Source organism: Bartonella sp. OT172YNZD, from assembly GCF_042193725.1.
In the GTDB taxonomy this organism is placed as follows: Bacteria; Pseudomonadota; Alphaproteobacteria; order Rhizobiales; family Rhizobiaceae; genus Bartonella; species Bartonella grahamii_A.
In genome coordinates this window covers 82,146-99,306 of record NZ_JBHILZ010000008.1, presented here as the reverse complement: position 1 = coordinate 99,306, position 17,161 = coordinate 82,146, and the positions used below count along the sequence as shown (strand labels likewise).

The window sequence follows — 17,161 nt, the reverse complement described above, 5'->3', positions numbered from 1 at the left end:
TTCATGACTCATCTCAAGATGCAAAAATTGTAGCAACATTAGGAACGAGCAAAGTGTATGGCAATGCCATCTTTCTTCTTTACAAACGTCAAAGATTCTGATGCCCTAAGAATTTTATATTATAGGGCTTTATCATCATATCTATCATTACAAAATAGGCTTAAGTACCTTGAGAAGGGTTTCTTAAAAAAGCACATAAAGATGAAACATATAATAATGTTAAACAACGTAAAGAGATACCAGTAGTTGCTCAAAACTTTCCGAAAGCACTTAATAGACTTTTTAAATAAGCAATGAAATAAAAGTAATCCAACTTTAGGAAAAACACCCTTTCTAAAAATAGAAGCGGATTTTCAGTTTGGAAAGAAGAAAATATTGAAAAATATTATCCAATGCTGATCTTTCGGCACTCATAAATGTGTCTGAATTGATATTCTTCTATACACTGCTTTACATCATAGTCATATGCTGTTCATATTGGCGAAAAAAGATAATATCACTTATCTCTATCCAATTCGATCTCTACTTTATACTATAGAGAGAAAACTGTAATTTTTTTAATAGCTATAACATAAATGTATATAATTAATATTAAAGTAAGCAGTAGAATTATTCTATCATTATACAATTAATAACCATTGAATAATAAATTAAATAATATTTTTATAAACACATCATAATCTTCATGTTTTTATTATAATATTGATACTAAATAATTTTTTGTATTTAATATGTAAAAAGTTTTATCAATTTTATTATATATATAAATCTATTTTAAAAAATAATATTTATATCATTTTATAAAAATTATACGATAACCACATATTATTTTATATATAACACATAATAAAATTATTTTATAAATTTTAAAAAATATTTTTGTAATCATTACTGTTGTTTTTTTACAATAATGTTCATAAAAAAATATATATATATTTCTATATGTATTTTTATTATTGACTAAAAATACATATAGAAATATATATATTGTATATAGTATGAGATATATAAAAATTATGTATATTTGAGGTAACATTATGGTGAAAATATTTAAAAATTATATCTTAAGCATTTTTATAGCGAGTGCTTTTTTTATTTCACAAACTGTAAATGTTAATGCAAACTGTTTGAAAAACGATATTCCAAAAGAGAAACTTTCTGTCTTACCAATGGAACAAGTAAAGTATGCGAAATCCAATGTAGTTTCTAGGACTGCTTTCTATGTTCCATCTGTAAGTTATCAAACAGAAAATGGAACAACAGGTGAAGGGAAAATTGAAAAGGTCGTTGAGCCTATAACTATCGGAATAGGAGTATTGTCTGCTGGATATGCAATAAGCCTTATAGGATCAATAATAAGTTGGATAAAGGACATAATGTTGATGTTCAAATAATTCAACCTCGTCTAGAACTCTAGGATAATATCTTCATTATGTATCTATGATTTATTGTAAATAATTACATAATGATGCTTCTATTGCTACAAAATATAAATGTTATAGATTACATCCGAATATCCAAAGTATAAATTTATGCATATATATTGAATAGTATAAAATATTTGAGGTAAATTATGATTAAAGTGTTTAAAAATTATATGTTAAATATTTTTATAGTGATTGCTTTTTCTCTTGCACAAGTTGTGAATGTTAATGCAAATCATTCGAGCAATAACTTACAACGAGAAGATGCTTCTGTAATCAGTCAGGTAAAAGAGAAAGTAACCCATATCGCATCTCTCTACGTTCCCAATTTAAGCTATGAAGCAAAAAATGGGACTACTGTTGAAGGAAGAGTTGAGAAAGTAGCTGAGACCGTCATAATAGGAGATTTCGGTTTGTCATTTTTAATAGGATATTTAGCACCCCTAGTGTGCTTTGTCATAGCGGCGATAATAAATTATATAAAAGGACCTAGATAACTCTGTATTTAAATTGAAACTTATAAAAACAAAATTTTCTAATTTCTCAAGTATATCCACACTTGTTCATTGTTATTGAACAAAAACAATAACCCTCACCACAGAAAAAAGAGCTGCACGCACTTATATCTCCTTAGTGTGTTCACCAGCTCCGCTGAGGCGTTAAATTATCCACGCTGAAGTCAGAAAGAATTTGAGGTGAAATTATGACAAAAGTGTTTAAAAATTACGTGTTAAATATTTTTATAGTGATTGCTTTTTCTCTTTTACAAGTTGTGAATGTTAATGCAAATCATTCGAGCAACACCCCACAACAAAAAGATATTTCTCTTTTTGTAATGAAACAAGGAAAAAAAGAAGCAATGCCTATGGATACTCTCTATGTACCAAATTTAAATTATGGAGTGGGAAATGAAGCTCCCATTGAAGGAAAAATTGAGAATGTGTTTTTCGAACCCATTACAATAGGAACTTTTACTATAACGGGATCTTTAATTTTTGGTATACTCTCTGGCGCTTTTATGTCCATATTCAGCGGAATAATCGGGATAGTAGTAGGTCTAACCAGATAATTCCAAAATAATTTAAAGCAATGTTTAAATTACATCCTGCTTCAAATAATTGGGGCAGGATTTTGTTGTGCTTTCTATAGAGGCTTTGTTCATTACTAATAATACCGCGTGGGATAAATATAATATCTCTTAGCATGAAAACGCATAATTTAGTCTGAATAAAGATCTCTCTCAATACACAGTTTGTGCACGAAATGCCAAGAAATCACCTCATAAATCCTCCAACATGAGTCATAATATGCAATAGAGATTAATGATAAATGCGTTTTTGATTACACAAAGTTAAGATCAGAAAATAAACATTAGCAATTAAGTTTTTGTAAAAAATTCTTCAAGAAATACTATTCTGTGCATTTATCCAAATATTTAAAAAGTAACACAAATTTAAAATAAATTAACGGATGACAGAGCTAAGTTTTAAGAATATAAAAACTTTTCTTGATGTTATATTAAAGTGTTTAAAAATGCCATTGATTCTTCATTATTTATGAGCATAAGCAAACAAACTTTCATTCATTTAATAATTTTAATATTGTTAAAAACATGAAATATAGAATTTTATCAGTTTACTGAAAATAAATGAAAGAAAAGATTCATGAAATATATCAGCACAAGAGGTGAAGCCCCTGTTCTAGGCTTTACTGAAACGATCATGACTGGGCTGGCTCATGATGGGGGACTTTATCTGCCAGATAAATTTCCTCAGCTATCATTTGATGCGTTACGAGCACTTCGTGGTCAGTCCTATACAACAATTGCTAAAACTATTCTGTGGCCCTTTGTGAATAACGAAATCGAATATACAGCTTTTGAAAATATGATCGCTGAATCTTATGCAACCTTTCACCATCCAGCAATCTGTCCGTTACGACAAACTGGAGCAGATGAATTTATCCTTGAACTCTTTCATGGTCCTACTTTAGCTTTTAAAGATGTCGCAATGCAGTTTCTTTCTCGACTGATGGATTATGTTTTGACTGAAAAAAATAGATGTGCAACGATTATTGCTGCAACATCAGGTGATACAGGAGGGGCTGCGATACAAGCTTTTGCTGGAAAAGAACACTCAGATATTTTTATTTTATTTCCTAAAGGACGTGTATCACCTGTTCAACAACGACAAATGACAACCAATCAATGTTCAAATGTTCATGCCATTGCCATTGAAGGAAATTTTGATGATTGCCAAGCTCTTGTCAAAGCAATGTTTAATGACCACAATTTTCGTAAAAAAAGAGCGCTTTCAGGTGTTAATTCTATAAATTGGGCGCGTATCATGGCGCAAATTGTTTACTATTTTTCATCTGCACTTTCCTTAGGAGCTCCTGATAGAGCTGTTTCATTTACTGTTCCTACTGGAAATTTTGGTGATATTTTTGCAGGTTATGTCGCGGCCCGTATGGGATTACCCATTGCTCAACTGGTCATCGCAACGAATGATAATGACATCCTTGCACGTACATTGGCAAGTGGTACTTACAAAACACAACCAATAGTTCATACAACATCACCTTCTATGGATATTCAGGTCTCTTCTAATTTTGAACGTTTGCTCTTTGAAAGTGGCAATCGTGATCCAATCTGGATTCGCAATGCAATGGAAAACTTGAAACAATCACGACGTTTTACTCTTAATGAAAAGCAACTCAAAAATATTCGTTCCCTATTTTCCGCTGGGAAAAGTGACATGGCTGCAACAGCTCAAACAATTGATAGTGTCTATAAGGAAAGTGGCTATCTTGTTGATCCACATACAGCTGTCGCTCTTCAAGTAGCGCGTGAAAACAAAAAACCGCATATTCCAATGATCGTCCTTGCCACAGCTCATCCAGCTAAATTTCCTGATACTATTAAAAGTGCTTGTGGCCTTCATGCCCCATGGCCATCTCATCTCAATGATGTAATGAAACGCGAAGAACACTTTATAAGTCTTGCTAATGATGAAAAAATAGTAAAAGATTATATTTCTTTAAAATCGCGTGCATCTTATTAAAGTTAGCTGCATTAATTTAAATCAAGAATATTCTAATACCCTTACAATGAGGTATTTAGCTTATTTAATGGAGTTGTAAATACATGGATGTAGATATATGTCGCCTTAGTAATGGTTTGACTATCGCCACACATACAATGCAACAAATTGATAGTGTTGCCCTCGGAATATGGGTTAAAGTAGGCTCACGCAATGAAACCTCCACACAGCACGGTATTGCTCATCTTCTTGAGCATATGGCTTTTAAAGGAACCGAAAACCGCACTGCTTTTCAAATTGCAACCGATATTGAAGATGTTGGCGGTGAAATCAATGCCACAACTAGTATTGAAACAACAGCTTACTTTGCACGTGTACTTAAAAGCGATATCCCACTTGCTATAGACATTTTAGCCGATATTTTAATGCATTCAAAATTTGACGACGATGAACTAGAGCGAGAAAAACAAGTAATCTTTCAAGAAATTGGTGCCGCCCATGACACTCCTGATGATATTGTTTTTGATCACTTTACAGAAACAGCCTTTCGTCATCAATCCCTTGGACGCTCTATTTTAGGAACAGCTGAAACTATTCAATCATTTACATCTACTGATCTCCATGATTTCATCAATAAACAATATAGTGCAGATCGTATGATTGTCGTTGCTGCAGGAGCTGTAAAGCACGAAAGTTTCTTGCAAGAAGTTGAAAGTCGTCTTGGTACTTTTCGCTCCCATTCAACCGCACCTCTTACTAATCTTGCAAATTACGTCGGTGGCGACTTTCGTGAATATCGCGATTTAATGGATACACAAGTTGTTTTAGGGTTTGAAGGGCGTGCTTATCACGCGCGTGATTTTTATGCGGCCCAAATTCTTTCAATCATTCTTGGTGGTGGTATGTCTTCACGTCTTTTTCAAGAGGTAAGAGAAAAACGTGGATTATGCTATTCTATTTATGCTTTTCATTGGGGATTTTCAGATACTGGGCTTTTTGGTGTTCACGCAGCTACCGGTCAAGAAGGACTCAAAGAACTTATTCCTGTGATTCTTGATGAACTTTCCAAGGTCAGCAAAAATATTCACGCCAATGAACTGCAACGAGCACAAACGCAATATCGTGCGAATCTTACAATGTCACAGGAAAATCCCTCTAGTCAAGCACATCTCATTGCTCGCCAAATACTCCTTTATGGTCGACCAATTCCAATATCGGAAACAATTGAACGCCTCAATCTCATCACTCCTAAAAGATTAACTGATTTAGCACATCGTCTTTTTACAAATTCCACTCCAACACTAACTGCTGTCGGACCTGTAGGTCCCCTCATGAATTTTGATGATTTAACGTCAACTCTTTCATACAAGCTAAAGTAAAAAACTTCTTTTCAAAGCAGCATCACAATAACATACACATATTTTATCATAAAATTTACCACAAAAGCTCTCCTCATTAAATAAGTTTTGGAAATATTGGGCAAAGAGGCGTACAAAACTACCCAATTCATGCTTCATATGATAAAGATTCTAATTAGTGAAGGTATATCCGTGAAATCTGGAAATTCACGGTTTAACTTTGCCCTTTTAAAAGATAAAACTTCATTCGCTTCAAATTCCATTGAAGCAAATGAGTATGTGGTTTATTTGTATATAAAATCACATAACTTAAGAAAAAGTGATAACAGTTTATTATGTAAATAAATTATAAAAGGTGGACGTTTTTTCTCAAAAATCGAAATGAAAATTAAACGTCCTAAAATATTGAGAGTGGGACATTGTGAAGAGTTTGCGTAAAATAATTGACATCATTTTCATTGTAGTTGTTAGTTCTCTTGTCCATCTTACATCAGCACAAGCAATTGAGCCAGTTAAAATTTCTTCTCAGGATGCTGCTCTTGATCTCTCAAAAGCAATTGAAATTCACCATACAAACAACTCTATTTTTCAAACAAGTACAGCGCCAGGACCAGATGGTATTGTATGGCGTATTGAAGTGCAGGCAAAAAATGAAAAATTTTCGGGAGATTGGGCAGTTTTTTCTCTTGCAAATCCAACAGATGAACAAGTCGATCGTCTCATCGTTGCCCCCCATTACCGCATGGCACGTTCTGGATTTTTTTGGCCAGACCTTGGATCATCAAGGATTCAATCCATAACGCCAAGCGAAGGTTTTTCCCTCGATCGTCAACTTAGTGCAAACTCTGATATCTTCCGTATTACCCTTAACCCTGGTGCTGTTGTTACATTTGTGGCCGAACTTAACTCTGCAAATCTACCGCAAATCTATTTATGGCAACCTGAAGCTTATAAAGATGCAATTAATTCTTATACGCTTTATCATGGTATTCTTCTTGGGATATCAGGTCTCTTAGCGCTTTTGTTAACTGTTCTCTTCGTCGTCCGTGGAACAGGGCTGTTTCCTGCAACAGCTGCTGTTGCCTGGGCAGTGCTTTTTTATATTGGTATTGACTTCAACTTTTTAAATAAATTCTTTGCAGTTACACTCACAACACAACCAATCTGGCGTGCTAGCACAGAAGTAGCACTTACCGCTACGCTCTTCATTTTTCTTTTTACCTATCTCAGCCTTAACCGCTGGCATTATCATTTTAGTTACGGTGCTATCGCTTGGACCATTGCCTTTTGCAGTCTAGAAGCCTTTGCTATTTATGATCCAATCAGAGCAACTGGAATTGCGCGTTTGTCTTTTGGCCTTACAGCTGTGCTTGGTATAATATTGATCATCTATTTCTCAATCAGAAGCTATGACCGCGCCATTATGCTTATTCCCACATGGTTGCTCATTAGCTTTTGGTGTTTTGGAGCCTATGCCTGCATAGCAGGATATTTAAACAATGATATTATCCAGCCAGCATTAGCGGGGGGATTAGTGCTCATTGTTCTTCTCATCAGCTTTACTGTCCTGCAACAAACTTTTTCTAATGACGCTTTCCATGAAGGAATATTTTCCGACCTTGAACAACAAGTACTCGCAGCAAAGGGAGCTGGAAATATTATTTGGGATTGGAATATTGAGCGTGACCGTATTGTTGTACATCCAAACATGGCAACCCTTTTTGGTACTGAAATTCATAACCTCAATGGACCTATGCGCAACTGGATTTCAGCCTTGCACCATGATGATCGTGAACGCTTTCAAGCCGTATTGGATATCATTCTTAAAAATAAAAAAGGGCGCATCGATCAAACTTTTCGACTTTCCTCCGGTGGTGGTTATTATCATTGGTTTTCTCTTCGTGCACGTCCGGCTATGCAAAAAGATGGAAAAATCACACGTGTCATTGGAACCATTGTCAATATTACTAACCATAAAAAATCCGAAGAACGCTTATTACATGATGCAATCCACGACAGCTTAACCGGACTTCCTAACCAGCAAATTTTCTTTGATAGATTACAAAATTATACCTCTTTAGCGAAAGCAAATATCAAAATTAGACCGACTGTCTTTATGATTGATTTTGACAATTTTCGCCAGATTAATCGCAAATTAGGCATAGCAGTTGGGGATACTGTACTGCTTATAATCGCACGTCGTTTAAATCGTCTCATTAACTTTCAAGACACCTTATCGCGCCTTTCAGCAGACCGCTTTGCAATTATTTTACTCAGTGAAACTGAACCACAAAAAATTGCAGCATTTGCAGATCATTTGCACAAAACAATTTCAGCACCTATTTCACTTTCAGAAAACAAAATAATCCTTTCAACCTCTATCGGATTGGTTACATGGAGTGAAAGCCGATCGACGGCTAAAGATATTTTTAATGATAGTGAATTAGCGATGATTCGCGCAAAACAAATGGGTGGAAACCATATTGAACCTTTTCGTCCTAATTTTCGCACTTTGGGTCTCGAACATAATACCCTGGAGAAAGATATTCATTATGCCATAAAACGTAATGAGATGAAAATCCTCTACCACCCTATTCTTAATTTATCAGACGGACATATTATTGGTTTTGAAACAATTGTAGAATGGCATCATCCCACGTATGGAAATTTAAATGTCTCTGATTTCATAAAAATCGTAGAAAACGAACAAATTGTTATGGATTTGTTACAATTTATCATCGATAATGCCATTATCGATCTTATAAACGTACAAGAAAAGTTTTCCCAACAATCTTTCTTTATTTCAATTAATTTACCAAGCGCAGAAATGATTCATCCTCGTTTTGTCAGTCAATTACGTGCCGCTTTGCTTCGCCATCCGCTCCACAAAGGGCATTTGATGATTGAAATATCTGAATTTGTCTTAAGAACTAATCCTGAACAATCAGCACACTTTCTCGAACAAATTAAAACTCTTGGAATGAATCTCGCACTTGATAATTTTGGAACAGGTTTTTCGTCTCTGACCTATCTCGTACGTTATCCATTTGATATGGTTAAACTTGATCGTTCACTTATCTCAATCGACTCTCTTAAGAAGAAAATTGTTCTCAAGTCTATCATTAATATGGCAACAGATCTTAATTTGCAAATTATCGCAGAAGGTGTTGAAAATGAAAAAGAAGCAATCTTCCTCCGTCAAGAAGGCTGTAAATACGTTCAAAGCACACTTGTAACGAAACCGATTGCCATAGAAGAATTAATTACCCTCGTTCAGAGCCATTTCTCTTATAAAATAAAAACATAAGGGATAAAATAAGGTGTAAAGTTAAAAAGCTTAGAAAAAGCCTACGCATGTCCCATTTCAGAAGCAAGATAAGTTGGATCGATACCCATGCGTGTTAAACTTTTATCATACTTGCAGCTTAAATTGCTTTCAAAAAGAAAACTAGGTGATGTAGAACTGATTAGCCAACCATTTGTAGAAATTTCTGCCTCAAGTTGCCCCGCTTTCCATCCAGCATAGCCTAATGCTACCAGTGCATGTTGCGGACCCTGTTCGCAACTGATCGCTTTTAATATATCAATTGTCGCAGTAAAACAAACCTTATCTGCAATAAAAACAGTTTCTTCACAAGCATAATCATCTGAATGAAGAACAAAACCACGCGAAGGATCAACAGGACCACCATAGCGAACTGGAAATTGTTTTATTGGTTCAGAAAGACTTTTTTTTTGGCCGCTATCTATGACTCCCAAGTGAAGCAAAAGCTCTGGAAAATCAATATGATGCAATTGATTGAGAATAATCCCCATCGCACCGGCATCAGAATGCGCACAAATATAAATAACAGAACGAATAAAGCGTTTGTCATTCATCCCAGGCATTGCTATGAGTAATTGTCCACCTAAAAAGCCATTACACCGCTTCATTAATCCGTTATTCTCCATAATTTACATGATAAAAGTTTGTTCATTTAGCACACTAGGAAAATAAAACTCCAATGAAAAAAAGTCATATATTTACAAATTTACACAATATCGCAACTTTCTTTTATAAAAAGCTTTTAGTTACTTTAAGCTTAACATTCATAGTTTTAGAATTACTTAACATTCCTGTAAATGCCCAAACAGAACAAAAACTCCAGCTTTTCGCAACATCTTGGTATGAATCAGATGGTGGTCGTATCCGATTAGCGATCACTGAACCTTCTCTTTCTGAAATAAGAGAAGGCATTATTGAGATTGTGCTTAAACCAGGATGGAAAACTTACTGGCGTAATCCAGGTAATTCTGGCATGGCACCATTTTTTAATTTCAACCAACAGATTTCTTATGAAATCTTTTATCCTACTCCACAGCTTTTTGAAACAGAAAATGATTGGTCATTAGGTTATAAAGATAAAGTAATATTGCCCTTCAATCTTTCTGGTTCAAGCAAAAATTTAAGTGGTGCTTTCACTCTTGGATTATGTAACAAAATCTGCCTTCCATTTACTGTTAACTTTGATTTTTCGCCATCTGCTCTTAAAAATAAACATCTTCCTGCTTCCTTCTTAAAAAATGCCCAAGATTCTTTGCCCCGCATGATGCAGAATGCACTAAAAATAAGTGCCGAAAAAAATAAAAGTACCCTCCTTATAAAAATACAAAATAACACCAAAACCACTCCTTGCTCTCTCTTTTTAGATGGAGGAGAAATGCAAATTGGAGCAGCAAAAAAAGTCCGTGATACCGCAGAATATACACTCTTCAGTGCTCCACTCTATTTCGCACCAGAAGAAATAAACCCAAAAATTTTTTATACAGTTTCTTTTAAAGATCACGCCTTAAGTGGAACATTCATACTCCATACGCAGTCAACCCCTCTTGCGACTCCGTAATAAAAGAAAAAAGCTCTCAAACAGCAATTATTCTGGAAAACGTCCATTTTCGCGATATTGAGTAATTGCTTTGCGAGCAAGAGCATCTGCGCGTTCATTTTCTGGATGTCCCGCATGCCCTTTTACCCAGTGCCATCTGACTGTATGGCAAGAACTAGCATCCTCAAGAGCTTGCCATAGCTCCATATTTTTAACAGGATTTTTTGATGCGGTGCGCCAATTATTCTTTTTCCAATCTTCAATCCACTTAGATATACCATTACGCACATAAACTGAGTCTGTATAAAGGTCGACCAAACAGGGTTCTTTAAGCGCCTTTAACGCACAAATTGCCGCCATGAGTTCCATTTGATTGTTTGTCGTATGGAGCTTACCGCCATAAAGCTCACGTTCATGACCATTCCAGCGCAAAATTGCTCCCCATCCTCCAATTCCAGGATTCCCTGAGCAAGCACCATCTGTATAAATTTCAACGACTTTTTGTTGAGTTGCCATAAAATTTAAAAACCTAATTCACTTAGCGAATTTACATTACTGAAAAAACAAAGCTTGTGCCAATACTCCCATGGATCTTTCTTAATAACAAAGCTATTAGGCGGTGTATTAAACCAATCATAAAGACGTGTGAGTAAGAAACGTAGAGACGCACCACGCGCTAATAAAACAATCTTGTCCAACTCTAAAGGAATCAATGGTCTTATTTTTTGATAATTTTCCAATAACTTATGTGCTTTGGTAAGATTATAGGAATGATCAGGCTCAAAGCACCAAGCATTTAAACAGATCGCTAAATCATAAGCAAAAAAGTCATTACAAGCAAAATAGAAATCTATCATCCCAGAAAGACGATGATTCACAAAAAAGACGTTATCAATAAATAAATCTGCATGAATAATGCCTATTGGTAAATTAAGCGGCCAATTTTCCTGTAAAAAAGCCAATTCCAGCTCAATTTTTTGTCCAAATTCTTTTAACAATGTATCTTCTTTGGTTTGACAACGTTGCCACAATACCTGCCAATCCATAACAGAAAGAGTATTTTTACGACTGAGTGTAAAATCCTTTCCTGCTAAATGCAATTGTGCTAACCCTGTCCCTACTTCGCCACAATGATCTATATTAGGCTGACGGATCCACTCTCCTTCCAAAAAAGTAATAATAGCAGCAGGGCGTCCTGCTAGTTCACAGATCATCATTCCATCATTTTGAATAACAGGTTGAGGACAAGGAATTCCACGCTGTCCTAAATGCTGCATCAAACGACAAAAAAAAGGTAAATCATCTTTTGAAATACGCTTTTCATAAAGTGTTAAAATAAATCGCCCTTGTGTTGTCTCTAACATAAAATTAGAATTCTCAATCCCCTCCTCTATACCTTGATAAGACAAAAGTGACCCTATTGCATAACGTGTTAAAAACACTTCTAAATCATTTAAATGAATATCTGTATAAACGGCCATTATTCTGCTTTCGTTGTAGACATGTCTGTATTCTGATTTTCATTTTTTGCTTGACCATTGACGAAAGCCATGTCTTGAGATGTTAAAAAGACGTCACGTAATTCACGACTCACTAAAAATTTTTCCATTTCTACCGCTGTTTCAGCTAATTCTATTGTAACATCATAACGCTCACGAAACGCTGAAATAATTTCATCAATAATAATTTCAGGAGCCGAAGCCCCTGCTGAAAGACTGACAATAGAAAGAGCTTTTAGGTTTTTAAAATTAATTTCATCAGCGCGCTGAACTAAAATAGCTTGCCGCGCACCAGACTTTTCGGCAACCTCTACTAAACGCCGGGAATTAGAAGAATTTGGAGCTCCAACAATCAAAAACAAATCACTCCCCTTTGCTGCTGCCTTAACAGCATCTTGTCGATTCGTTGTAGCATAGCAAATTGACTCAGCCGCTGGGGCTGCTAATGTAGGGAAACGTTGTTGTAATATATCGAGAATTCCTGCAGTATCTTCAACAGAAAGCGTTGTTTGTGTAACAAATCCTAATTTATCTGGATCATTGGGTTGATAATGCAAAGCGTCTTCTATCGTTTCAATAAGGGTCACAGCCCCTTCTTTAAGCTGTCCCATTGTCCCTATCACCTCAGGATGACCAGCATGACCAATCAATATAACATGACGACCATGACGTTGATGTCGTAGTGCTTGTTTATGAACTTTCGAGACCAATGGACATGTTGCATCGAGATAAAACAAATTATAGCATCGCGCTTCTTCTGAAACAGATTTTGGTATACCATGAGCAGAAAAAATAACCGGTTGATTGCGATATTCTTCTGGAATCTCATCAAGTTCTTCAACAAAAACAGCTCCTCGTTGCTGTAATCCCTCAACCACGTAGCGGTTGTGTACAATTTCATGACGAACATATACTGGACCACCATATTTTTTTAATGCAAGGAGAACAATCTGGATAGCACGATCAACCCCTGCACAAAATCCACGTGGACTACAAAGACGTATCGTTAAAAGGGGAAGTCCCAACATAAATCATCCTTAATCTCTATAGTTTTAGCTATATATTCAAACAACCTATTATTATAGACGAATAAGCAATGTAAAAAAACTGGCAATACCATCTTTTGCATAAAAACACACTCTATCGTGTTTTCTTACGACATTTCCTTGCAACAAAGCTCTTTTAAAATTTTCTCTTTCATTTTACGCGACTAAAGAGCGATAAAATACCAAACGAGAGATTCAATCAAAAGAACTCCAAAGATAGCTGCCAAATAAAGTAATGAAAAGAAAAATAGTTTTTTTGCCATCAAAATAGTTTCATCATGTGTATCAGCTTTCCATAAACAATAGGCAAAATAAACAAAGATAATGCTTAAAATTGTTGAAAAAATACCATAAAAAATTCCGCCAAGACCAGTAAAACAAGGAGCAGCAGCGCATAATGCCATAAAAATAGTATAAAATAAAATCTGTTTTTTTGTTGAATGTTCACCTCGTACATTAGGCATCATAGGGATACCTGCAGCCTCATAATCAAGAGATGAAAATAAAGAAAGAGCCCAAAAATGAGGGGGGGTCCACATAAAAATGATTAAAAATAATAAAAAGCTATCAATACTCACTGTCCCTGTTGTCACGGCCCATCCAATCATTGGTGGAAAAGCCCCAGAAGCACCACCAATAACAATATTTTGTGGTGTGATACGCTTTAACCAAATTGTATAGATAACGACATAAAAGAAAATCGTAAATGCAAGAAAAAATGCCGCAAACCAATTAATGAAGCCCCCCATAACCAATACCGAAAGCATAGAAAGAACCATGCCAAAAATAAATGCTTTTCGGGAACTAATTTTACCTATAGGAATAGGACGCTTTTTGGTCCGTTCCATCACGGCATCAATGTCAGCATCATACCACATATTCAGTGCTCCCGCACCGCCACCACCTATAGCAATACATAAAATCGCTAAAAAACCATTCAACGGATTGATAGAAACAGGCGATACAAGCAAACCAACCAGAGCCGTAAAGACCACAAGAGACATAACACGTGGCTTTAATAATGTGATATAATCACCAATACCGGATTTTGGTGGGGTTGATTTACCATTCACAACCGATAACTCTCCTGAAACTGACATTCCGCTCAAAGCCCTTTTCTATTTCTGTCATTCACAAACCAATATTATCTAACAAATATTATCTGGCGTATGGAAATGACCAATTAAGACCAATCGTATTTTTGAGAAAATATGAAATATCTCTTTCGCACGTATCCCCTAAAAATAGATCGGAATATTGGCAATAAAAATACATTTTTTCAATCAACATTCTCTCCTACATTACAAATGTATCATAAAAATATATCCTATGGATTAATGTATTTGGTAAATACTGATTTTGTGTTATAGTTTTTATGTAAGAGTTCATTCTTTTTATGTAAATCTATGCATGGTTGTGTTTGTGTTGAGTCGGATAGGATTTTCTGTGATACTTTATAAATTACTCAAAAAAACTTTTTTTATTGGTGCTGTTCTTCATACACTTTATAGTAGTTTTATCAATTATGCATTTGCACAAACACCCTATGCGCAAAATATCCCTGCTCCACAAACCTATGGTGTATGGACAAAAGTTTGTGCTCTACCACCAGGTACACCTAACATGCAGTGTGAAGTTGTACAAAACGTTCATACACAAGGTCGTCATGATATTACCTTGCGTGTTACATTTTATAAACTTCCTCAAAAGCAAGGTGCTTTGATGCGTGTTTTTGTTCCGATTCGCGTTGAATTACGTCCTGGCGTTGGAATTAAAATTGACGATAAAAATATGGGCAGAATGGAATATCGTCGTTGTCTTGGTGATAATTGTGTTGCTGAAGCCTTTCTTAAAGAAGACATATTGCAGCTCTTTTTAAAAGGAAAAATGGCAACCTATTTTATCTTTACAACTCCTGAACAAGGAATTGGAGGTTTCGTTGACCTTCATGGTCTTGGCGACGCCTATGCAACCTTACCGACATGAATGAAATCGATACACTTTAGACGATTAAAAATCTTATCGTATATTTTGAAAACTTCTTAAATTAGATTAATAAAAATCTTCTAAGCCCCGATAAAAATAGGATAATTCTTATGAAATCGCTGATTGATCATTTTGATATTTCTTCCTCTAAAGTGCAATCACTTATACAGGAAACGCTTCATCATGCTGATGATGGTGAACTTTACCTTGAGTATACAGAAAGCGAAGCTCTTTTATTTGATAATGGGCAGCTTAAAAACGGCTCTTTCCATCAAGATATGGGGTTTGGTCTGCGTGTCGTTGCTGGAGAAGCTACCGGATATGCATATTCTAGCGAATTATCAGCTGCTGCACTCAAACGTGCCAGTGAAGCAGCTAAAGCTGTTACCTATAATAATCATGTAGGAACTTATAGCATAGCACCTCAACAAACAAATAAAAGACTTTATCAACCGCATAATCCCCTTGATGCTCCATCATTTGAAGAAAAAAGTGCTCTTTTGCAAAAAATTGATGCCTATTTACGTGCTAAAAATGATAAATTGCTTCAAGTGACTGCTTCTCTTTCCGGTTCGTTACAACATGTTGAAATTTTACGTGCAGATGGTTATTTGGTTCGTGATGTTCGTCCCCTTGTGCGACTTTCTATATCTGTGGTCGCAGCTGAAAGCAATCGACGTGAAAATGGTTTTTATGGATGTGGAGGGCGACAAGCATTTAACCAATTTATTCATGAAGACAATTGGAAAAAAGCTGCCGATGAAGCCTTACGTATGGCTTTAACAAATTTAGAAGCAGAAGCAGCACCTGCAGGATCTTTTGATGTTGTTTTAGCCAATGGATGGCCTGGCGTTATGCTCCATGAAGCCGTAGGTCATGGTTTGGAAGGTGACTTTAACCGTAAAAAAACATCTGCTTTTGCTGGACTTTTAGGACAACAAGTTGCGGCAAAAGGTGTTACAGTTGTTGATGATGGAACAATTCCACAACGCCGTGGCTCTCTCACTGTTGATGATGAGGGAACCCCTTCAGGATATAACGTTCTCATTGAAGATGGAAAGCTCGTTGGTTTTATGCAAGACAGGCTTAATGCACGGCTTATGGGAGGTAAATCAACTGGAAATGGACGGCGTGAATCTTATGCTTATGCACCAATGCCACGAATGAGCAATACAATCATGCTAGGAGGAGATAAAACACCTGAAGAAATCCTTTCTTCCCTCAAACATGGTATCTATGCTGTTTCATTTGGTGGAGGACAAGTTGATATTACTTCTGGAAAATTCGTCTTTGAATGTACTGAAGCATACCGAGTAGAAGATGGTAAAATTGTAGCACCAATCAAAGGTGCAACTCTTATTGGAAATGGACCGGATGCTATGAAACGTATTACAATGATTGGTAATGATAGTAAACTTGATGATGGTATCGGTATCTGTGGAAAAGCTGGTCAAAATGTCCCTGTTGGTGTTGGACAACCTCATCTTCGAATCAATAATATGACAATCGGTGGAACTGCGCTTATAAAGGAATAAGCTTTCTCACTCCTTCCCAATACTGCCTCCTTCTCATCTATTACGACCATTTTGTGAGGGAGTGTTTTTTGCAATACATTGATTTATAAAGATAATCTATCGTTGTCCATATTGAATTAGAACCTTGAATACCATAAGATTCTCTCATTTCAAATCTGTTCCATGTCGAATCAATCAAAATCATTCGTTTGTACGTTACAGGCGGGGAAAAACATATGGATAAAAACTGTACAAGAAAGGACTAAAGATTCCTCTTATGGACCGTCTCATGTACCAAGAATTGTAGCAACATTTGAAGATGGCAAATATAATCGATGGCACCGGTTGTTCAGACACATCTTCTTCGTAATACATTAATCTTTTGTGTGAGGTAACTTGTCTTTTATATTTCATAATAAAAAGTTTAAAAT

Annotated in this window: 14 protein-coding genes; 9 read left to right on the top strand and 5 right to left on the bottom strand. The window is 35.7% G+C overall.

All coding sequences use genetic code 11. The features are described 5' to 3' along the window. Positions 1 to 1,037: 1,037 nt before the first annotated feature. The 6 genes from ACFIJS_RS05030 (at position 1,038) to ACFIJS_RS05005 (ending at position 9,130) form a co-directional block, all read left to right on the top strand. Positions 1,038 to 1,394, top strand: a complete 357-nt coding sequence (locus ACFIJS_RS05030) for a hypothetical protein (protein ID WP_375650421.1) — start codon at positions 1,038 to 1,040, stop codon at positions 1,392 to 1,394. A gap of 179 nt (positions 1,395 to 1,573) precedes the next feature. Continuing rightward, positions 1,574 to 1,921: a hypothetical protein gene (locus ACFIJS_RS05025; protein WP_375650420.1), complete on the top strand. Its 348-nt coding sequence runs from the start codon at positions 1,574 to 1,576 to the stop codon at positions 1,919 to 1,921. A 206-nt stretch (positions 1,922 to 2,127) separates the two neighbouring features. Then, positions 2,128 to 2,493 carry a hypothetical protein gene (locus tag ACFIJS_RS05020; RefSeq protein WP_375650419.1) on the top strand — a complete coding sequence of 122 codons (366 nt, stop codon included), beginning with the start codon at positions 2,128 to 2,130 and terminating at the stop codon, positions 2,491 to 2,493. 595 nt (positions 2,494 to 3,088) lie between these two features. Further along, the gene (gene thrC, locus ACFIJS_RS05015; protein ID WP_375650418.1) at positions 3,089 to 4,486 is read left to right on the top strand and encodes a threonine synthase; all 1,398 of its coding nucleotides are present in this window, start codon (positions 3,089 to 3,091) and stop codon (positions 4,484 to 4,486) included. 83 nt (positions 4,487 to 4,569) lie between these two features. Continuing rightward, on the top strand, positions 4,570 to 5,844 hold the full coding sequence (locus ACFIJS_RS05010) for a M16 family metallopeptidase (protein WP_375650416.1): 1,275 nt from the start codon (positions 4,570 to 4,572) through the stop codon (positions 5,842 to 5,844). A gap of 400 nt (positions 5,845 to 6,244) precedes the next feature. Further along, positions 6,245 to 9,130 carry an EAL domain-containing protein gene (locus ACFIJS_RS05005; protein ID WP_375650415.1) on the top strand — a complete coding sequence of 962 codons (2,886 nt, stop codon included), beginning with the start codon at positions 6,245 to 6,247 and terminating at the stop codon, positions 9,128 to 9,130. A gap of 41 nt (positions 9,131 to 9,171) precedes the next feature. Here the strand turns inward: ACFIJS_RS05005 and ACFIJS_RS05000 are convergent, their stop codons facing one another. Then, positions 9,172 to 9,756 carry a YqgE/AlgH family protein gene (locus tag ACFIJS_RS05000; protein ID WP_375650413.1) on the bottom strand — a complete coding sequence of 195 codons (585 nt, stop codon included), beginning with the start codon at positions 9,754 to 9,756 and terminating at the stop codon, positions 9,172 to 9,174. 71 nt (positions 9,757 to 9,827) lie between these two features. On the opposite strand from ACFIJS_RS05000, the gene ACFIJS_RS04995 reads away from it, so the two are divergent. Beyond that, complete coding sequence (locus ACFIJS_RS04995) at positions 9,828 to 10,706, top strand: protein-disulfide reductase DsbD domain-containing protein (protein ID WP_375650412.1); 879 nt, start codon at positions 9,828 to 9,830, stop codon at positions 10,704 to 10,706. A gap of 27 nt (positions 10,707 to 10,733) precedes the next feature. On the opposite strand, the gene rnhA is transcribed toward ACFIJS_RS04995, so the two are convergent. The 4 genes from rnhA to cyoE form a co-directional block, all read right to left on the bottom strand. Next, positions 10,734 to 11,201 (bottom strand): ribonuclease HI, encoded by a 468-nt coding sequence (gene rnhA, locus ACFIJS_RS04990; protein ID WP_375650411.1) that lies wholly within the window; start codon positions 11,199 to 11,201, stop codon positions 10,734 to 10,736. Positions 11,202 to 11,206: 5 nt separating this feature from the next. After that, positions 11,207 to 12,166 (bottom strand): homoserine kinase, encoded by a 960-nt coding sequence (locus tag ACFIJS_RS04985; protein WP_375650409.1) that lies wholly within the window; start codon positions 12,164 to 12,166, stop codon positions 11,207 to 11,209. Next, the gene (gene ispH, locus ACFIJS_RS04980; protein WP_375650408.1) at positions 12,166 to 13,212 is read right to left on the bottom strand and encodes a 4-hydroxy-3-methylbut-2-enyl diphosphate reductase; all 1,047 of its coding nucleotides are present in this window, start codon (positions 13,210 to 13,212) and stop codon (positions 12,166 to 12,168) included. Before ispH ends, ACFIJS_RS04985 begins: the two co-directional genes overlap by 1 nt. A 182-nt stretch (positions 13,213 to 13,394) precedes the next feature. Then, positions 13,395 to 14,330 carry a heme o synthase gene (cyoE, locus tag ACFIJS_RS04975; RefSeq protein ID WP_375650407.1) on the bottom strand — a complete coding sequence of 312 codons (936 nt, stop codon included), beginning with the start codon at positions 14,328 to 14,330 and terminating at the stop codon, positions 13,395 to 13,397. Between the two features lie 310 nt (positions 14,331 to 14,640). Between cyoE and ACFIJS_RS04970 the strand changes: the two genes are divergently transcribed. Both ACFIJS_RS04970 and tldD read left to right on the top strand, forming a co-directional pair. Continuing rightward, positions 14,641 to 15,216 carry an invasion associated locus B family protein gene (locus ACFIJS_RS04970; RefSeq protein WP_375650406.1) on the top strand — a complete coding sequence of 192 codons (576 nt, stop codon included), beginning with the start codon at positions 14,641 to 14,643 and terminating at the stop codon, positions 15,214 to 15,216. Positions 15,217 to 15,326: 110 nt separating this feature from the next. Further along, the gene (tldD, locus tag ACFIJS_RS04965; protein WP_375650405.1) at positions 15,327 to 16,751 is read left to right on the top strand and encodes a metalloprotease TldD; all 1,425 of its coding nucleotides are present in this window, start codon (positions 15,327 to 15,329) and stop codon (positions 16,749 to 16,751) included. Positions 16,752 to 17,161: the final 410 nt, after the last annotated feature.

Bases quoted from the DNA above. Each gene is read 5' to 3' on its own strand.
- cyoE (WP_375650407.1), bottom strand. From the start codon at position 14,330: ATGTCAGTTTCAGGAGAGTTATCGGTTGTGAATGGTAAATCAACCCCA.
- ACFIJS_RS04985 (WP_375650409.1), bottom strand. From the start codon at position 12,166: ATGGCCGTTTATACAGATATTCATTTAAATGATTTAGAAGTGTTTTTA.
- ACFIJS_RS05000 (WP_375650413.1), bottom strand. From the start codon at position 9,756: ATGAAGCGGTGTAATGGCTTTTTAGGTGGACAATTACTCATAGCAATG.
- ACFIJS_RS05030 (WP_375650421.1), top strand. From the start codon at position 1,038: ATGGTGAAAATATTTAAAAATTATATCTTAAGCATTTTTATAGCGAGT.
- ACFIJS_RS04970 (WP_375650406.1), top strand. From the start codon at position 14,641: ATGGTTGTGTTTGTGTTGAGTCGGATAGGATTTTCTGTGATACTTTAT.
- thrC (WP_375650418.1), top strand. From the start codon at position 3,089: ATGAAATATATCAGCACAAGAGGTGAAGCCCCTGTTCTAGGCTTTACT.
- ACFIJS_RS05020 (WP_375650419.1), top strand. From the start codon at position 2,128: ATGACAAAAGTGTTTAAAAATTACGTGTTAAATATTTTTATAGTGATT.
- ispH (WP_375650408.1), bottom strand. From the start codon at position 13,212: ATGTTGGGACTTCCCCTTTTAACGATACGTCTTTGTAGTCCACGTGGA.
- ACFIJS_RS05010 (WP_375650416.1), top strand. From the start codon at position 4,570: ATGGATGTAGATATATGTCGCCTTAGTAATGGTTTGACTATCGCCACA.
- ACFIJS_RS04995 (WP_375650412.1), top strand. From the start codon at position 9,828: ATGAAAAAAAGTCATATATTTACAAATTTACACAATATCGCAACTTTC.
- ACFIJS_RS05025 (WP_375650420.1), top strand. From the start codon at position 1,574: ATGATTAAAGTGTTTAAAAATTATATGTTAAATATTTTTATAGTGATT.
- rnhA (WP_375650411.1), bottom strand. From the start codon at position 11,201: ATGGCAACTCAACAAAAAGTCGTTGAAATTTATACAGATGGTGCTTGC.
- tldD (WP_375650405.1), top strand. From the start codon at position 15,327: ATGAAATCGCTGATTGATCATTTTGATATTTCTTCCTCTAAAGTGCAA.